This is a genomic window from Leptolyngbya sp. Cla-17 (genome assembly GCF_016807185.1).
Lineage (GTDB): Bacteria > Cyanobacteriota > Cyanobacteriia > Leptolyngbyales > Leptolyngbyaceae > ULC077BIN1.
In genome coordinates, this window is sequence record NZ_JAEVYN010000002.1 from 1,268,318 (window position 1) to 1,285,720 (window position 17,403).

The following is a 17,403-nucleotide window of genomic DNA, read 5'->3' on the forward strand; positions in this document are numbered from 1 at the left end:
ACAAGTCTCTAGGATTTACTACACCCCATACTTGCTAGTCGATTTAGAAATATCCGGAGAAGCAGAAATTTTTCGGCTTAAATTTCAAGTTAAGCTCCTAAAAGTCAAGTTGCGGTAAAAAAACATGGATTTATCCTGCTTGACTTGTTTTGTTTTGTAGTTGATCAATTTGCTTGTCTACTTCTCTAATCTGCTCCTTTACTTGCTGTTTTTCCACAACCAGATCTCTAAGTTTTTCGCAAAGCTCGTCTTTTGAGGTTGCTTGCGAACTATTATTCCGTGACATAGGTTGAACTGTATAGTACTTGTATACTATACGATAGGTCTTTGTTTTGCTCCGGAGGTTTTTCGAAAAAAGAACGATCAATGACGCTAAAAGTGCATTCATCGACTGCGTAGATGTGAACAGCCTTATTTGATGACCTGAAGATATGCTGGTTAATTGCTAACGATCGCTGTAGTAGTTCAGTTTATTCAAGCGCTAGGGAGCGATCGCCCTTAATGAATGACTTAGAGCTGTTTTGATTATCGCGGGTGACTACAGACTTTTCTAGAGTGAACTTGTTTGATACATCAGTCCCTAAACTTTTGAGTGACTTCTTTTGCAAACATACATTGCTTGATCTGCTTCCACCCACGCCTGAAAGAGTCCTGAACTTGGATCTCGTTGGGCAATCCCTAACGATGCTTTTACCTGAACAGCCATTAAACTGGTTTGAATTCGTTCCATCAGCAGACTGCCTGCTGCGCGATCGCACTCCACCGCCAAAATTGCAAATTCATCTCCGCCCAGCCGCGCCACTACATCTTGCCGACGCACTGCGCTCAACAGCGCTTGAGCCGTTTGCTTCAGCAACTCATCGCCGTTTGCATGTCCTTGAGCATCATTCACCTGCTTCAAGCCATCCAAGTCAAGCAAAATCACACAAGCCGGATAGCCCAGTTGCTGACATCGGGTTTCTTCGCTTGCCAACAGGTTTTCCCAACCTCGGCGATTATAGAGGCTAGTTAAAGCATCGCTCATGGCCTCGGCTATTGCCCGTTCGGCGAAGCGAGTCTGTTTCGCTGCATAGAGATCAACATTGAGAATTGTACTCAGCAGTTTTGCCAGCAATTCCACCAAGTCAAGATTGTCAGTAATTGCTTCTGTTTGCGGAGAGGGATGAATCGCACAGAGGGTTCCAAACAATGAGCCATCGCTATAGGTTAAGGGAACTCCAATATAGGCACCAATTTGAACTTGTCTGCCAATGGGGGCGATCGCGTAAGCAAGTATGGCATCAGAGCAAGGCGCAATCCGAGGACCATGGCCCGCTACCATTTGGCAACAGAATGAATCCGCCCAGCGAAACACATCCCCTTCTTCTACTCCATATCCATGATCACTCGCTTGCAAAACAATCCAGTCTTGCCCTTCGGTGCGAGTAACCATCCATAGATCAAATCCGATGCGTTCCTGAAGGAACCCTAAAACAGCACGAGCAGCGGAATCAAAACCTGAGAAAGATTGGATGTCGAGCATGGGTACTTAAGCTGCCTGTAGCGAAGTGCATACTTGACCGAATTGGAAGTAACCACAAGGTTTGCCTTACGTAATTCATGCAGCAAATTCAACAACTTCGGGAAGATGTATTTTTAAGTCATCCCGAAGATGAGATCCCTGGCTACAGGCACTGATCTTTCTTTACAAAAAAGTGCTGTTAAGTAGAAATGATTTGGAAATACATAGTTTGTTGATCGGTGACTATCCGACTTGCTGCAACTCGTCTAGTTTTTGCAGGACTTCTGCACTGTGAATGACCGGACGCACGCCTGTGAAAGTGGCACGCAAAACACCAGTCGGGTCGACAATATAGGTGTTTCGCAAAGACATGGGTGCTAGCCAAGCGCCGTAGGCTTTGCTGACCGCTCCGTCTTCATCGGCTAGTAGTGGAAACTTTAGCCCTTCAGAATCGCAGAACTCGACGTGGGAATCGACGGAATCGACGCTGATTCCTAAAATCTGTGTGTTTTTGCTCAGGTATTTGGGCAGGTCTGCTTGAAATCGCTGAGCTTCCAACGTGCAGCCCGACGTGAAATCTTTGGGATAAAAGTAAGCTACCACCCACTTGCCGCGATAGTCTTTAAGAGAAATGGCGCGATCGCTGATGTTACTGGGCAGCGAAAATTCTGGGGCGGGTTGGTTGAGCGGTGGTAAGGGACCACCTAAAGCATGAGCAGCACTGGCAGGACTCAAAACTGAAAACATCATCAGGCACAGAGCTAAAACCGAAGAGAACAGCGATCGCACCATGTTCAAACTACCCGAACAACTACTTAACATAAGTTTACAGGGTAAGTTAAATGAACGCGCCTAGTTTTACTCGGTTTTGCCAAAGCGCATTTGAGTCAGCTTTTTTTGGGCTTCTGGGTCAAGGCAATGCGCTAAAAATCGCCCGGCGCTTTTCTGAGTGGGCTTTTTCTTGCGTTTTACCTGAAGGGTTGCGGCATGAACATCCAATGCAAGCTGTTCGACCGATATGCATTCTGCGCCATAGCCCACAACGGTCAACCGCTGTGCCCGATCCGACGTTGCCACAATCAACCGCTGATGAAACTTGCGAACGTCATTGCGAAAGGCAGCGCAAGCTTTTTCAATAAATGTATCGGCTGTTTGCCCAAAATCGGTATAGCACACTGCAAGATTGCTGGTGATGACTTCGCGAGTACTAGGAATATCTCGATATTGAGCATCAAACACAAGGCGCGTGTCGAAATCTTGATAGGCGCTGTAATTTGTTAATACTTCAATTAGTTGTCGCCGTGCCTCTTCTAGCCCATCGCGATCGCGAATTTGTTTTAGCTCAGCCCAACTGCCGACTACGTTGTAGCCGTCAACTAATAAAATCGCCAGCGGTGTGGAGCGCGGCATGGCAGCAAGTAGGAACTGGTTAAGGTGTGCTGAGCGTAGCTCCAGTGTATCGCTATTTTGTCAGGTATCCGGTATCACAGGCTTCAGGTTTTGGAGGTTCAAGAGACAAGGCGATCGCTTGTTTTAATTCGTTGTTCGTCATTCGTTCCTCGGCATTCACCTCACGCCTCTCAGCCCTCGCTCTTCTCATTCATCATCCGATCGCGTAGACGTTGTGGATTGCCTTGGTCAATCACCTTACCGCCTTCTAGCAAAAATGCACCATCGCAATAATCCAGTTCGTCTAATCGGTGAGTTACCCACAGAGCAGTTAGTCCCCGCTCTTTGACTAAGCGCTGCACTTGGGCAACCAGTTCTCGTTGGCTGTCAAGGTCAAGTAGGGCCGTGGGTTCATCAAACAGCACCACGTCACATTGACGAGCGATCGCCCCCGCGATCGCGACTCGTTGCTTTTGCCCACCGCTGAGTGCATAAATCGGACGCTGGATCAAAGCCTGCAAGTTTACAGCAGTCAAGGCATCGTGAACTCGCTGCCTTACCTGTATTGCTGTTAACTGTTCGGCTGCTAATCCAAAGGCGACATCCGCCCCCACACTGGGCATCACCAGTTGGTGATCGGGATTTTGAAAAACAAACCCCAGTTTGGGTAAGGGTTTGATCGATCCAGATTCAGGTTGCAGCAACCCTGCCAGCAGCTTCAAAAGCGTTGATTTACCGCTACCATTTGTGCCCAGCAGCATCCAAAATTCACCTTTTGGCACATCCAGGCAGCAGCCATCCAAGACCACGCTGCCTTTGTGCCAATGAAAGTGCAAATCTTGAACCTGAATCGCGATAGCGTCACTTGTAGGGGCGATCGTCGTCATTCTGCCACTGCAAAGCTGAAGCCCGGTGGCTTGCCAGAAGAAGTGCCTGCGCCCGATTTTTCGTATAGCTGCACTGCCGTAATCTCGCTACCTATAATGCTAATTTTCTTGCCAGCCTGATGTTCACACACTAGCTCAATCAAGTGGTGCTCACCCGATTTCATGGCTTCGACTACCTGCTGATAAGACGCTTCTGCATCTTCCGAGTTTTTGCGCTGCACCGACAATGTAATCGGCGTACTCTTTAACGTGACATCAATAATAAACATGTAGCGTATCCGTACAAGAACCAAATTATTCAACCAAGACCAGTATCGCAAATCTCGCCCCAACTGTGCCGACACCCCTAGAAATCGGGCAAGATGTTAAAGTCTGTGAAAAGCATTCTTGTAACTGGATCACCTTCACCCAACACTCCCCATCTATGTTAGAGCGTCCAATGGATCAAACCAGTGTACTTTCAGATAGCACGCTAGCCAATAGCCGCGATCGCGATGACAACAGCCTACCCATAACAACTGAGGCATCGTTGCATGCTGCGTTGTCCAATCCTCTCGCATACACTGATTCCTTTGTACAGCGGCATATCGGTCCAGACGATGCTGACATCTCTAAAATGCTGACCCTACTTGGTTTCAGTGATCTAGAGGGATTGATTAGTGCAACGGTGCCTCAGTCGATTCGGATGAAAGCCCCTTTGAAACTGGAAGCCGAAAAAGGGGAATATGAGCTACTGCAAGAACTCAAGGAAATTGCTCAAGAGAATCAGGTGTTCCGCTCTTTCATTGGGATGGGATATCACAACTGCATTACCCCGCCCGTGATTCAGCGCAACATCTTGGAGAACCCTGGTTGGTATACCCAATACACGCCCTACCAGCCCGAAATTGCTCAGGGCAGATTGGAAGCCTTGCTGAACTTCCAAACGATGGTGACTGATTTGACCGGGCTACAAATTGCCAATGCCTCTCTATTGGATGAAGGGACCGCTGCGGCAGAAGCAATGTCCATGAGCTATGGACATTGCAAGACCGATATTAAAACTTTCTGGATTTCCAACGCTTGCCATCCTCAAACGATCGCAGTCGTACAAACTCGCGCCAAAGCTTTGGGACTGGAGGTGATCATCGGCGACCATGAAACTTTCCTATTCGACCAGCCGATTTTTGGTGCGCTGTTGCAATATCCTGCGACGGATGGCACGGTTTTTGACTATCATGAGTTTTGCGATCGCGCTCACACTGCTGGAGCTTTAGTCATCGTCGCCGCTGATTTGCTCTGCCTCACCTTGCTCAAGCCTCCCGGTGAATTTGGAGCCGATATCGCTGTTGGCAACACCCAACGCTTCGGTGTGCCCTTAGGCTATGGCGGACCTCATGCCGCTTACTTTGCCACAAAAGAAGCCTTTAAGCGCCAACTGCCTGGTCGCTTAGTTGGCGTTTCTAAAGATGCACAGGGTCAACCGGCTCTGCGTCTGGCGCTGCAAACTCGCGAACAACACATCCGACGGGATAAAGCCACCAGCAACATCTGCACCGCTCAAGTGCTGCTTGCCATCATCGCCGGCATGTATGCGGTCTATCACGGACCTGAAGGACTGCGAAATATTGGTGCGCGGGTTCATCACCTAACAATTTTGCTAGCAGGTGGTTTGAAGCGATTAGGCTACACGCTTGATTCTGAAGCTTACTTTGATACGCTACGGATCGATGTAGGCAGCGATCGCATTCACAACATCATTAGGCGCGCCCACTCTCATCACATCAACTTGCGCCAACTGAGCGATCGTGCGATCGGCGTTTCTTTAGATGAGACGGTGTCTACCGACGATCTGCTTGCCCTCTTCCAAGTCTTTGCGGGGGAACAGGGCGTTCACTTTACGCCAGAGGATCTCTTCCATTCGTCTTCACTTTATGCCGTTATTCCCGCTGCACTTCAGCGGACTACGCCCTATCTGACTCATCCTGTTTTCAATTCCTATCATTCTGAAACCGAGTTGCTGCGATATATGTATCGCTTGCAAACCAAAGATTTATCCCTGGCAACAGCAATGATTCCCTTGGGGTCTTGCACCATGAAGCTGAATGCCACATCCGAAATGTTGCCCGTTACTTGGGCAGAGTTTGGGCAAATCCACCCGTTTGCGCCGACGGAGCAAACGAACGGTTATCAAACGTTGTTTGACCAGCTCGAGCATTGGCTGGCAGAAATCACGGGCTTTGCGGGTATTTCTCTTCAGCCGAATGCTGGCTCTCAAGGCGAATATGCTGGTTTGTTGGTGATTCGGCAATACCATGAATCGAGGGGAGAGGGACATCGCCATGTTTGCCTGATTCCCACATCGGCGCATGGCACCAATCCTGCAAGTGCTGTCATGGCAGGCATGAAAGTAGTGCCTGTGGCATGTGATTCCAATGGCAACATTGACGTTGCCGATTTGCAGTCAAAGGCGGAGCAGCACCAAGAAACGCTTTCGGCTCTGATGGTGACCTATCCTTCGACCCATGGTGTATTTGAAGAGGGCATTCAGGAAATCTGCGCGATCGCCCATGCCAATGGCGGACAGGTTTATATGGATGGTGCCAATTTGAACGCTCAAGTGGGCATTTGTCGCCCCGGTGATTTTGGTGCCGATGTCTGCCACTTGAATTTACATAAAACATTCTGCATTCCTCACGGCGGTGGTGGTCCCGGCATGGGTCCCATTGGCGTGGCAAAACATTTGGTGTCATTTCTACCCAATCATCCATTGGTGCAGGTTGGCGGCAAACAGGGCATTGGTGCCGTTTCAGCCGCACCGTGGGGCAGCCCCAGCATCTTGCCGATTTCCTGGGTTTACATTGCTGCAATGGGTGCGGAAGGACTTACAAAAGCGACCCAGGTTGCTATTTTGAATGCCAACTACATTGCCAAGCGACTAGAAGGACACTACTCAGTGCTATACAAGGGTAAACAGGGTTTGGTTGCCCATGAGTGCATTCTTGACCTGCGCCAGTTCAAAAAAACAGCGGATATTGATGTCGATGATATTGCGAAACGGCTGATTGACTATGGCTTTCACCCGCCCACGGTGTCGTGGCCTGTGGCAGGTACAATCATGGTGGAACCGACGGAAAGCGAATCGAAGGTAGAGATCGATCGCTTCTGCGATGCCATGATCGCCATTCGTACCGAAATCCGCGCGATTGAAGAGGGCAACGTTGATCGCCAAGACAACCTGCTGAAAAACGCACCCCACACCGCGATCGCCCTAACTGAAGAGTGGAACCATCCTTACTCACGTCAGCAGGCGGTCTACCCCACCCCATGGACGCGGGAGAACAAATTTTGGGCGTCTGTGGGACGGATTGATCAGGCCTACGGCGATCGCAACCTGGTTTGCACCTGTCCACCCATGGAATCCTACCAGTGATTCCTGTGAGTGAGCGTTGCGATCAATAAGACGAATGGAGAACATTGATGCAAATTATGATCGACCTACCGACCGATCTGGAGCAAGACTTGATCCGTCAAGCCGCTCAGTTGAATGTTCCGCTCCAAACTCTCATCCTCGAAACCTTACGCCAGCGAACCCAAGCGACCTCTGGTTCAGCTTCCCTGTGGTCGGATGTCGTGTTGTCCTATAAAGGAATACCTGACTTTCCCGCCTTCGAGTCCTATCGTGATGACCTCCTGCCGCCGTGTGAATCGGATTTATTCTGATGCACTATCTACTCGATACCTGCGTCATCAGCGATTTCATCAAAGGTGAACCCGGCACTCAAACCAGACTCAAGCAAACGTCACCTGCTGACATTGCAGTTTCTACAATCACGGTCATGGAGTTACGCTATGGCTTAGCGTTGAATCCTCAACGCGCTCAAAAAGTTGAGCCTACGATCGCCAGTTTTCTTGCTTCTGTGACAATTCTTCCTTTCACCACCTCGGAAGCTGAGCAAGCGGCTCAAATTCGTGCCATTCTCAAAACTCAAGGACAACCGATTGGTGCTTATGATGTTTTGATTGCTACAACTGCTCTGCAATATCATCTACTGATGGTCACTGCGAACCCGCGAGAATTTGATCGAGTCCCTGGGCTACAGACCGAAAATTGGCGACGGTTATAATTTGCTTAGCTGCATCGGCAAGAGGATCGCACAGGTGTTTTGAGGCTCAGCGATCGCGCCCAGATGTAACCTGGAATACCAACACTGCTTTACATTTCCCTTAGACTCCCTGCTATTCAAAGTATTATTCGCTACAGGGAATTAAAGGGTATGGTGTGGGGTCGTAAACGGAAAAGATTCTTTCTGCTGAGTGGCATCTTGGGGCTGCTGCTGATTACACTAGCTAATTTTTCACCTTTTCTCAGTGTGAAAGCGGCGGAACCAAAAGCTATGTCGCCGATCACAACGCGGCCAGCTCAAGCAACGGCTGGTTGCACCAAGAAGAGTGCATCTTCCAATCGCTATCAAATCACTGGCAATGCCAACACCGTACAGTGGGGATTCTTTAGCAAGAAATCACCGCCTGTCCTAGCGGTTCAATCTAAAGACTACGTCACGATGGATCTGATTACTCACCATGCTGGCGATGATTATGCCCGGATGATTCAAGGTGATCCAGGAATTGAAAGTATTTACCGCTGGACTGCGACTGAAAAAGGAGTGAGTGATCGCGGTCCGGGGGTCCACATCCTCACGGGCCCCGTGTACGTCTGCGATGCCGAACCTGGAGATTTGTTAGAAGTTCGCATTGTTGATTTGAAACTGAAACCGAGTGGTAATCCTCGTTATCCTGGTAAAACATTTGGCTCCAACGCCGCCGCCTGGTGGGGTTTTCATTACAAGAACCTGTCCCAAGAACCAAAGCCACGGGAAGTCATCACGATTTACGAAATGGATGCGACTGGCAAACAACAGTGGGCAACAGCAGCTTATAGCTTTCGGTGGACAAACCAAACCACACCCGATGGCAAAAGCCATGGCACGATTGATTATCCCGGCATTATCGTAGACCACGGCAAAGTCAAAGAAACAATGGATGTCCTGAATGGGGTGAAGGTGCCTTTGCGGCTGCACATTGGGGCGATGGGCTTAGCTCCTAAAGAAGCCGACATTGTGAATTCGATTCCTCCCGGCTATTTTGGTGGCAACATCGATGATCGTCATGTGGCGGCTGGCACTTCAATGTACTATCCCGTGTCGGTTCCGGGGGCACTCTTCTCAGCTGGCGATGCTCATGCGACTCAGGGAGATTCCGAACTGAATGGCACTGCGATCGAAACTTCACTCGTCGGCACCTTTCAATTTGTCTTACACAAAAAAGCAGCACTCACAGGCACGATCTTAGACAAAGTGGATTATCCCTTGCTGGAAACCCCCGATTCGTGGATTGTGCATGGTTTTACCTTCCGGAACTACTTAGCAGAGTTAGGTCCCGAAGCTCAGACCAAGATCTTCCAAATGTCATCGCTTGATCCAGCCTTGAAAAACTGTTCCACTCAGCTACGAGACTTTTTGATGAATGGAATGAATTTGACTGAGGATGAAGCTTATTCTCTAATGACGGTGAGCGGTGACTTTGCCATTACCCAAGTCGTTGATGCCAACTGGGGGGTGCATGGAATTATCCCCAAGGCGATGTTTGAGAAAAAACGCATCAAATCGAAACCGATCGCGTAATCCAAACGGCTGTCCTCCAACGGTCGCACTATTGTCAGGATGGCAAATCAGTAATTAGCCATGCTCTGGCATCGCTTGGATGAAGTTGAGCAGTTGATGCGCCATGGTTAGTTTGCTGCATGGCTGATCGATGTGGTGCTGTCGTCCATGGCGATCAAGGAACACTGCCTGATTTGTATCGCTGCCAAAGCCGCTGTTGGGCTGGTCAATTGGGTTGGCAGCGATCGCGTCTAGCTGCTTTCTTTCCAGCTTTTCTTTTGCTGGCGTAACAATGTCTCCCGTTTGGGCAGCAAAGCCAATTAGCCGTTGATGGGGCTGTTTTAGAGATGCCAACTCTGCCACAATGTCTGGGACTGGTGCCAACGGCAGGTTTGTTGGCAGCGCAGACTTGGGCAATTTTTCGGGACTGTAATAGGCAGGTTTCACATCGGCCACTGCCGCCGCCATAATCGTCCAGTCTGCCTGAGAGAGATGGTCTAGCATTGCTTGCCGCATTTCTGCTGCCGTTTTCACGGCAATGCATCGCACGCCTGCTAGTGCACGAACGGTGTCGATCGCGGTTGAGGGAGCATGTACTAGGGTTACCTTAGCACCGCGATGCAAAGCGGCTTGGGCTAAGGCAATCCCCATTTTTCCGGTGGAGGGATTGCCGATGAATCGCACAGGATCAAGAAATTCTCGTGTGCCGCCGCTGCTAATTAGAATATGTTTACCTGCCAGAGAGCGATCGCCCTTAGTTTGCAGTAGAGATCGCACATACGGCAAAATTTCAGCGGGTTCTGCCATGCGTCCGGCACCCACGCGATCGCACGCCAACAGCCCAGATCCAGGTGCAAGGGTGTGATAGCGCGGATCTTGCTGGACTTGCTGCCAGTTGCGCTGCACTGCTGCCTGCTCCCACATATCGGTGTTCATGGCTGGCGCTAGCAGCACGGGGCAAGTGGAGGCTAGCACCGTGTTAGTTAATAAATTATCTGCCATGCCATGTGCCAGCTTCGCCAACGTGTTTGCCGTTAGGGGTGCCAGCAGAAAAATGTCTGCCCATTCTCCTAGCTCAATGTGCAATGGACGACCGTGAACGGGCTGCCAAAAATCGCGATCGCTATAGGATGCATGCCGACTCAACGTGGCAAAGGTGAGTGGTGTGACAAATTCCTGGGCAGCATCCGTTAGCACCGTGCGGACTTGGACACCCTCTTTTGCCAGGGCTGAAACGACTTCGCACACTTTATAGGCCGCAATTCCACCCCCCACACCCACTAAAACGCGAGAACCCTGCATAAAACTTGAGAGCCTAGACCAATGAGTTCATCATCAGTCCAGGCTCTCAAATCTGCAATCACAAATTTTTAGCTTTTTACGCTTCGTCGTAAGCTTCCATGTCGAGCAGGTAAAGGTAAGGCTCCACCATCTCAGGACGTTCAAACGCGATCGCCCGTAACAAGTGCCAATCCTTTAGACCTTCAAAGGCGTCGGAGTAATCATCTTGCTCTAACCGAGCTGCCAGTTCTGCAACGTCCTTCTCAGTCAAGCTGGAAACCTTTTCTCTTTCTAAATGTAATGCTGGCATGACTGGCACCTCCGGGTTGCAGTGTTCAAAGCTTAATGAAAACCCAAGACGCTTCAGGCTATCCGTATTCGTCCTTGCTTATCTTAGCCGACTTAATTAGGGTCAGACTGAATATTCACGGCTTATTAAGGCTTGGCAGTAACTCTTTAACAAAACTTTGCATCTGGTTCAACACCATCGGCTGAATTTCGTGTCCCATATCATATTCCTGATACTGGGGAGTTACGCCCAGGGCTTGTAAGCGCGCGCGCGCCTGGTGGGCTGCTGGCAACGGCACGACCTGATCTTGCCTGCCGTGGATCATTAAGGTTGGTGGCAGGGGAGTCTGCGGAGGTTGTAGCGGGGCATGAAGGTAGCCACTTAGAATCATCAAACCTGCGAGCGGCAGCCGCACACCCACATCCAAAGTCATTGCACCACCCTGGGAAAATCCGCCCAAGATAGTGCGAGAGAGGGGAACATTGGAAGTTTGCGTAAGATGGGTCAAGAATTCAATCAGTCGCTGGCGGCTGGTGGAAAGGTCAGCGCGATCGCCAAATTCTGGTTTTCCCAAAAAGCTGTAGTCTTGCGGCAAGGCATACCACATCTTGCCCACGGGATTATAAGGATGGGGGAAGGGTGCGTCAGGAAACATCAATTGATAGTCTGGCAAATCCATGTAGTTTGCCAGCGCAGCGATATCCTGGCAGTTAGAACCCCAGCCATGAAGCAGCACGATGACTCCTTGCGGTGGTTGTCCACTTTTAGGTGGCACAGAAATGGTGTAGAGCGTGGTTGACATGAATTTTTCCGAAACTTTTCTGAGTTTACTGAGTCAGGGGTAAGATGCATCTTAATTGTTTGGCTGCTCATCTGGGGCGCATTCGATACGCCATCTGTTAGTCTCTAGTCGTTAGAAACCTAATCTATCTTTAAGCCATGAAACTAAAACCGTCTGTGATCATCTCTGGTTTTGCTAGCGCGATCGCTGTTGGATTGTCCTGTCTGTCTAGTTTTAGCGCAATGGCTCAAACAGTTTCTATTCCTGTTCCGGCTCCTGCACCGACCCAATCCTCTGAAATTGGCGAACTGGAGAAAACCATCCGGTTAAATACTCAGCAGCAAAAAGCGCTCTCAACCATTAGCGAATTTGCTTTTGACCAGCTAGAGTCCGTGATTTCGAGTGGTTTTGATCCCGGCAAGCTAAAACGTCCAGATGCAGTCCGCACGGAAAATTTACGCCAGCAATTTTCGACGTTCTGGCGGTTAGATAATCAGCAAAAAGCAGGACTCCGCACCATTTTGCAGACTGCACGAGATCAAATGAAACGCCAGATGGAACAGAAGTAGTTCCTGTCCCTAACCCTTGAACCCTAACCTCTTGATTTAAATCCCTATTTTTGAACCCGTATGCGCTCGTCCGCTAAACTCAAGAGAAAGGTTTAGTGGGAATTGTGAGCATGGCACGTCTAGCGCTGATGAGCGTATCAGATAAAACGGGATTAGTAGAGTTTGCCCGTTCTCTGGTTGAAGAATTTAAGTTTGATCTCATCAGCAGTGGCGGCACGGCAAAAGTTTTGCAGGAAGCCGGTTTGCCTGTTACTAAAGTATCCGATTACACGGGTTCACCAGAAATCTTGGGCGGACGAGTCAAAACGTTACACCCTCGAATTCATGGCGGTATTTTGGCACGGCGAGATATGCCAGCCGATATGGCAGATTTGGCAGCCCAAGACATTCGACCGATTGATCTGGTTGTAGTGAATTTGTACCCCTTTACAGCAACGATCGCCCGTCCTGATGTATTTCTTGCAGAGGCGATCGAGCAAATTGATATTGGCGGTCCGGCAATGCTGCGGGCTTCGGCAAAAAACTACGCCCATCTGACCGTACTCTGTCAGCCCAGCCAATACACTCCCTACCTACAAGAACTCCGCCAGAGTAGCGGTGAGGTCGCGTTAGAATTCCGGCAACAGGCTGCTTTACGGGTATTCCAATATACGGGCGAATATGACCAGGCAATTTCCGCTTATCTTTTAGAACAATCCGCTGTCGATCTGGGTGAGCAACCGGAAGCACGCGACCTTTCACCCAATTTCACCCTCACAGGGCAGCAGCTTCAACCCTTACGCTATGGCGAAAATCCTCATCAACCGGCTGCCTGGTATCAAACTGGGGCAATCGCAAGCGGTTGGGCAGCGGCAACCAAACTGCAAGGTAAGGAACTGAGCTATAACAACCTGGTTGATTTAGAAGCCGCACGACGGCTGATTGCGGAGTTTGTGGAGCCGCAAACTCCCCCTGCTGCCGCTATTTTGAAACATACAAATCCCTGTGGGGCGGCTTTGGGACACACGATCGCGGAAGCTTATGAAAAAGCATTCAATGCTGATCCTATTTCTGCGTTTGGAGGCATTGTCGTATTGAGCCGTCCGATTGATGGTCCAACGGCACTGTTACTGACCAAAACCTTTTTGGAATGCGTGGTGGCTCCTGGTTGTGACCCTGAAGCACAGGAGATTTTGGCAGCGAAGTCTAAAGTGCGGGTATTGGTGCTGCCTGATTTGGCGAAAGGTGAAGACTATACGGTGAAGGCGATCGCGGGTGGCTTTTTAGCACAAACCAGTGATGATCAGGCGGTTGATCCGCAGGCATGGACGGTTGCAACTGAGAAACAGCCCACGCCTGCTCAGCTAGAAGAACTGCTGTTTGCCTGGAAGGTTTGCAAACATGTGAAATCAAATGCGATCGTGGTAACTCGCGATCGCGCCACCTTGGGAGTGGGTGCTGGGCAAATGAATCGGATCGGATCGGTCAAACTTGCCTTAGAACAGGCAGGCGAAAAGGCTCAAGCAGCTATTTTGGCTAGCGATGGCTTTTTCCCCTTTGATGATTCGGTTCGCATGGCTGCGGCAGCTGGCATTCAGGCGATCGTTCAACCAGGCGGTAGCCTGCGCGACCAAGACTCAATCATCGCCGCAAATGAACTGGGCATCGTCATGATGCTGACTGGAACTCGCCACTTTTTGCACTAACTGGACTATTGAACGATGCCTCTACCGAACAAGGTTTAAGAAATCAGGGTTCTGCCTCAAATCATCCCATTCGCCCAGTTCTGCTGCAAAAACCTTGGTTTCTGGGGATGAGAGTGATCGCGCTTAAAGATCTCTCATGCGGATTTTGTCATCTTCATACAACGTGGAACTGCCCAGCCCAGTCATCATGAAGCGCGACCATACACTAGGCAGGAATGGCGACTTTTTCGGCTTTGAGCGCTGCACTGGCATAGCTGAGGCTTGCTTGGATATATCTGGGGTAATACTAGGTACGGGGTAGTTGCGGAGGATTTCGTTGGCGTTCCAGCCTTGGTTCAGCAGATCAATGATGAATTAAACGGTGATCGCAGGACTTTTCCAAGGGTTTGATTTCATACCAAATCAAAAAATGCCTGCGACAGATAGTGCATCTACAATAAAGCTAAAGCCAGTCAGAGAAGCAACGGTTTTGGTCGTTAAATCGGCAATCAATTTGTCCACTTTCGTTTGTAGTTGAGTTAGGTTCTTGAACAGTGCCCAGCGCAAATCCTTCTTCAAGTGCTGCCACAACCGCTCAATGGGATTCAACTCAGGGCAGTAAGGCGGTTGAAACAGCAGCATGATATTGTCTGGAATCACCAGGTCTTTGGCTTTATGAAAGGCTCCGTTATCGACTTGGAGGATGTTGAGGCTATCTGGATAGGCTTGCGAAAATTGGTCGAGGAAAAGCTGATAGCATTCACTATCGACATGGGTAAATTGCAAAAAGAACTGCTCTCCGGTGGTCGGTTCCACCGCACCATAGATCCAAAAGGCTTTGAACTGCCATTGCCAACTGCCTAGTGGTTTGACTCCTAAGCTCGTGATCAATCGTCCAACTGTCGTTTTCAACCCAAATCGACTTTCATCCTGAGCGAAGTAGCGAATCCGTTCAAACTCCGGTTTTACTAGCGTTGCATACTGTTTGAGCAGAATCAGGTCGTCGCTGAGGTTTGCTTAAAGGCCTCAAGGGCTTCTGGGTTCTGCTTGGCATGAACCGGACGGGCGGCTTTCAACTTCGCACCCAAGCGGTAGCGCACCAGATGATGCACGGTGGCATACTCGGCTTCTACGTTCAAGGTCTCTGATAACCATTGCTGCACTTGTGTGTAGCTGCCAAAGCCTGTTTCAGGGTCATCCAATCGTCGTTGCAGGCTCTTGAGCGCCCACCCTGGAATCACCTGCGGTCGTCCTGAACTTTGGCGAGTTTCGAGCAATCCGTTCAGTCCCGCTTCCCGATACTGGCTCAACCAGCGTTGCACACTCCCCCGGTGCCGCCCGACCACTTTTGCAATCGCACTAATACTCCTGGCATCCGCTAACTTCAGCAAGTATAGCACTACGAAATCTTATGAGGACGTATAGTTAAGATTGCAAAGAATATCAATGACCTTTTATGCCAGCCCCCTACAGTGACGACCTTCGTCAGAAAGCAATTGCAGCAGTCAAACGAGGAGACCGTAAAACCGAAGTCAGCCGGATGTTAAATATCAGCCGCAATACCTTAGACCAGTGGCTCAAACGAGAAGCCCAAACCGGGAAGTGTGGAGCCATACGCAACTATCAGCAGGGGTGTAGACATAAAATCACCGATTGGCAACGGTTTAGGGAGTTTGTGCAAGAGCATGGCGGCAAGACCCAAGGGCAAATGGCAACTTTATGGGGAGAGGGTGTGACGCAACAAAACATCAGTGATGCGTTGCAAAAGCTGGGAATCAGTCGAAAAAAAAGACGTACGGGTATCAAGAGCGAGATGAGCTTAAGCGCCAAGAGTTTCAAGCGCGATTGAAGACCAAGACAGCGGCTCAGATGGTTTATGTCGACGAAGCAGGCGTTGATAATCGAGACGAGTATCCCTATGGCTACTGCGAGATTGGACACCGCTTTCATGCCCTCAAGTCGGGCAAACGCACCGAGAGAGTCAGTTGGATTGCGGCACTTAAACAGGGGAAGCTTTTTGCACCGCTGACGTTTATCGGCTCGTGTAACCGGGATTTGTTTGAGGTGTGGTTAGAGGAGTGTCTATTACCGCAACTGCAGCCAGGAGATGTCATCGTCATCGATAATGCTAGTTTTCACCATTCTCAAAGCATTGAGGACAGGGTAGCAGCGGCTGACTGTGAGCTTTGGTATCTGCCTGCCTACTCTCCTGACTTCAATCAGATTGAGCATTGGTGGTTTGTGCTTAAGAATTGGATGAGGCAACGGTGGGATGAGTTTGATAGCTTTCGTGAGTGTGTCGATGCTGCGTTCAATCAGTGTTCCAACATTCATGCGTAGCGCTATACAACACTTGCAACCGCTCTTTCCGGTTTGGATTTGATTGCTGTTGAATCAGAGCTTCTAGTTCTGCCACTGTTTCCTGGATTTTGATGCGAGTGACACCCACCATTGCTGTTGTTCTCCACACGGTAGAACTTAGTCTCCCATTTGTTACTCCCTTTTTTCAATTTGGTATCAGAGGTGCCTAAGCAAACTTAATGGAAAATCCCCAGATTTCAACTAGTCTAGGATTAGTGAACTTACCCTTACTTTGTTGGCGATTTTGCTGTTACCTAATCGCAATGCTTGATTTAACCTGAACCTATCAAAACTTGGGAGAACAAAAGCATGGACGCAAACCAACTACTGGAGCGCTACGCCGCTGGTGAACGAGATTTCCATGAAGCACTCCTGAGGGATGTGAACCTAGAGGGGGCAATTCTCCCGGACATTAACCTAATTAATGCAGATTTACGCGAGGCTTATCTCAAAAATACCGACCTCAGAGGAGCAAAATTAGGATTTGCCAATTGTCGGGGCGCTAACTTAAATGAAGCCAACCTAATTGGAGCCAACCTCATCAGCGTAGAACTGTCTTGGGCAAGCTTGATTCTGGCAGATTTGTCCTGGGCAAACCTGGATATGGCGACCCTCAAAGGCTCGAATCTGATCGGCACAAATTTAATCGGCTCGACGGTGCGATCTGCTAACTTGACCGATAGCAAACTGATCGCAGCAGATTTACAGGCGGCGGATCTGCACAACGCAAATCTCAGTGAATCTAATCTGACGGGTGCAAAATTTATTCGAGCAAATCTGGAGCGGGCGAGGTTGATTGAATCGAAACTGATGGGTGCGAATTTCGAGGGAGCCAACCTTAAAGATGCCAGCCTACGAAATTCCAATCTAGAACTGGCAAACCTCAGTCAGGCAATCCTGGTTGGCACAGATTTCAGTGAAGCCATTCTGTGTGAAGCTTTGTTGGAAGGCGTAGATTTAGACCAAGCCATCTTGGAAGGTACTATCACAGCTTTCCTGCGGATGTCTTGACAATAATTTTTCTACTACAAGATTAATT

The 17,403-nt window shown here is 49.4% G+C and carries 19 protein-coding genes; 8 read left to right on the top strand and 11 right to left on the bottom strand.

Going from position 1 to position 17,403, the window contains the following annotated elements; translation table 11 throughout:
• Positions 1-580: 580 nt before the first annotated feature.
• The 5 genes from JOY44_RS17015 to JOY44_RS17035 form a co-directional block, all read right to left on the bottom strand.
• The gene (locus JOY44_RS17015) at positions 581-1,522 is read right to left on the bottom strand and encodes a sensor domain-containing diguanylate cyclase (protein ID WP_171574813.1); all 942 of its coding nucleotides are present in this window, start codon (positions 1,520-1,522) and stop codon (positions 581-583) included.
• Between the two features lie 222 nt (positions 1,523-1,744).
• Positions 1,745-2,323 carry a peroxiredoxin gene (locus JOY44_RS17020; protein WP_197985516.1) on the bottom strand — a complete coding sequence of 193 codons (579 nt, stop codon included), beginning with the start codon at positions 2,321-2,323 and terminating at the stop codon, positions 1,745-1,747.
• 36 nt (positions 2,324-2,359) lie between these two features.
• Positions 2,360-2,911, bottom strand: a complete 552-nt coding sequence (locus JOY44_RS17025) for an NYN domain-containing protein (RefSeq protein WP_171574814.1) — start codon at positions 2,909-2,911, stop codon at positions 2,360-2,362.
• A 170-nt stretch (positions 2,912-3,081) separates the two neighbouring features.
• On the bottom strand, positions 3,082-3,777 hold the full coding sequence (locus JOY44_RS17030) for an energy-coupling factor ABC transporter ATP-binding protein (RefSeq protein ID WP_171574815.1): 696 nt from the start codon (positions 3,775-3,777) through the stop codon (positions 3,082-3,084).
• Positions 3,774-4,046: a hypothetical protein gene (locus JOY44_RS17035; protein ID WP_171574816.1), complete on the bottom strand. Its 273-nt coding sequence runs from the start codon at positions 4,044-4,046 to the stop codon at positions 3,774-3,776. The genes JOY44_RS17030 and JOY44_RS17035 overlap by 4 nt, the downstream gene beginning before the upstream one ends.
• Positions 4,047-4,111: 65 nt before the next feature.
• On the opposite strand from JOY44_RS17035, the gene gcvP reads away from it, so the two are divergent.
• The 4 genes from gcvP (at position 4,112) to JOY44_RS17055 (ending at position 9,440) form a co-directional block, all read left to right on the top strand.
• Complete coding sequence (gene gcvP / locus JOY44_RS17040) at positions 4,112-7,189, top strand: aminomethyl-transferring glycine dehydrogenase (protein WP_322091352.1); 3,078 nt, start codon at positions 4,112-4,114, stop codon at positions 7,187-7,189.
• A 47-nt stretch (positions 7,190-7,236) separates the two neighbouring features.
• A complete protein-coding gene (locus tag JOY44_RS17045) occupies positions 7,237-7,479 on the top strand; it encodes a hypothetical protein (RefSeq protein WP_171574817.1) in 243 nt (80 codons plus the stop codon).
• A complete protein-coding gene (locus JOY44_RS17050) occupies positions 7,479-7,883 on the top strand; it encodes a type II toxin-antitoxin system VapC family toxin (RefSeq protein WP_171574818.1) in 405 nt (134 codons plus the stop codon). The genes JOY44_RS17045 and JOY44_RS17050 overlap by 1 nt, the downstream gene beginning before the upstream one ends.
• A gap of 150 nt (positions 7,884-8,033) precedes the next feature.
• Entirely contained in the window at positions 8,034-9,440 is a 1,407-nt protein-coding gene (locus JOY44_RS17055; RefSeq protein WP_171574819.1) for an acetamidase/formamidase family protein, read from the top strand.
• Between the two features lie 54 nt (positions 9,441-9,494).
• On the opposite strand, the gene coaBC is transcribed toward JOY44_RS17055, so the two are convergent.
• From coaBC to JOY44_RS17070, 3 genes are all read right to left on the bottom strand, one after another.
• Positions 9,495-10,721 (bottom strand): bifunctional phosphopantothenoylcysteine decarboxylase/phosphopantothenate--cysteine ligase CoaBC, encoded by a 1,227-nt coding sequence (gene coaBC / locus JOY44_RS17060; RefSeq protein ID WP_171574820.1) that lies wholly within the window; start codon positions 10,719-10,721, stop codon positions 9,495-9,497.
• A gap of 76 nt (positions 10,722-10,797) precedes the next feature.
• A complete protein-coding gene (locus tag JOY44_RS17065; protein ID WP_171574821.1) occupies positions 10,798-11,010 on the bottom strand; it encodes a DUF2555 domain-containing protein in 213 nt (70 codons plus the stop codon).
• A 115-nt stretch (positions 11,011-11,125) separates the two neighbouring features.
• Positions 11,126-11,791, bottom strand: coding sequence for an alpha/beta hydrolase (locus tag JOY44_RS17070; protein WP_171574822.1), 666 nt, complete (start codon positions 11,789-11,791; stop codon positions 11,126-11,128).
• Positions 11,792-11,928: 137 nt separating this feature from the next.
• On the opposite strand from JOY44_RS17070, the gene JOY44_RS17075 reads away from it, so the two are divergent.
• Entirely contained in the window at positions 11,929-12,339 is a 411-nt protein-coding gene (locus JOY44_RS17075) for a hypothetical protein (protein ID WP_171574823.1), read from the top strand.
• Between the two features lie 110 nt (positions 12,340-12,449).
• Positions 12,450-14,024 (top strand): bifunctional phosphoribosylaminoimidazolecarboxamide formyltransferase/IMP cyclohydrolase, encoded by a 1,575-nt coding sequence (purH, locus tag JOY44_RS17080; RefSeq protein ID WP_171574824.1) that lies wholly within the window; start codon positions 12,450-12,452, stop codon positions 14,022-14,024.
• A 402-nt stretch (positions 14,025-14,426) separates the two neighbouring features.
• On the opposite strand, the gene JOY44_RS17085 is transcribed toward purH, so the two are convergent.
• Together JOY44_RS17085 and JOY44_RS17090 are read right to left on the bottom strand one after the other, a co-directional pair.
• Positions 14,427-15,002: an IS630 family transposase gene (locus JOY44_RS17085; protein ID WP_171575927.1), complete on the bottom strand. Its 576-nt coding sequence runs from the start codon at positions 15,000-15,002 to the stop codon at positions 14,427-14,429.
• Positions 14,999-15,403 carry a helix-turn-helix domain-containing protein gene (locus JOY44_RS17090; RefSeq protein WP_171574825.1) on the bottom strand — a complete coding sequence of 135 codons (405 nt, stop codon included), beginning with the start codon at positions 15,401-15,403 and terminating at the stop codon, positions 14,999-15,001. Before JOY44_RS17090 ends, JOY44_RS17085 begins: the two co-directional genes overlap by 4 nt.
• A gap of 56 nt (positions 15,404-15,459) precedes the next feature.
• Here JOY44_RS17090 and JOY44_RS17095 point away from each other — a divergent pair.
• Positions 15,460-16,343 (top strand): IS630 family transposase gene (locus JOY44_RS17095; protein WP_197985220.1). Its coding sequence is split into 2 segments (ribosomal slippage): positions 15,460-15,786 and positions 15,789-16,343, totalling 882 coding nucleotides; the frame shifts between segments, so codons are not numbered across the junction.
• On the opposite strand, the gene JOY44_RS17100 is transcribed toward JOY44_RS17095, so the two are convergent.
• Positions 16,315-16,455: a hypothetical protein gene (locus tag JOY44_RS17100; protein WP_171574826.1), complete on the bottom strand. Its 141-nt coding sequence runs from the start codon at positions 16,453-16,455 to the stop codon at positions 16,315-16,317. The genes JOY44_RS17095 and JOY44_RS17100 overlap by 29 nt on opposite strands.
• Positions 16,456-16,673: 218 nt before the next feature.
• Between JOY44_RS17100 and JOY44_RS17105 the strand changes: the two genes are divergently transcribed.
• Positions 16,674-17,375, top strand: coding sequence for a pentapeptide repeat-containing protein (locus tag JOY44_RS17105; protein ID WP_171574827.1), 702 nt, complete (start codon positions 16,674-16,676; stop codon positions 17,373-17,375).
• Positions 17,376-17,403 lie beyond the last annotated feature (28 nt).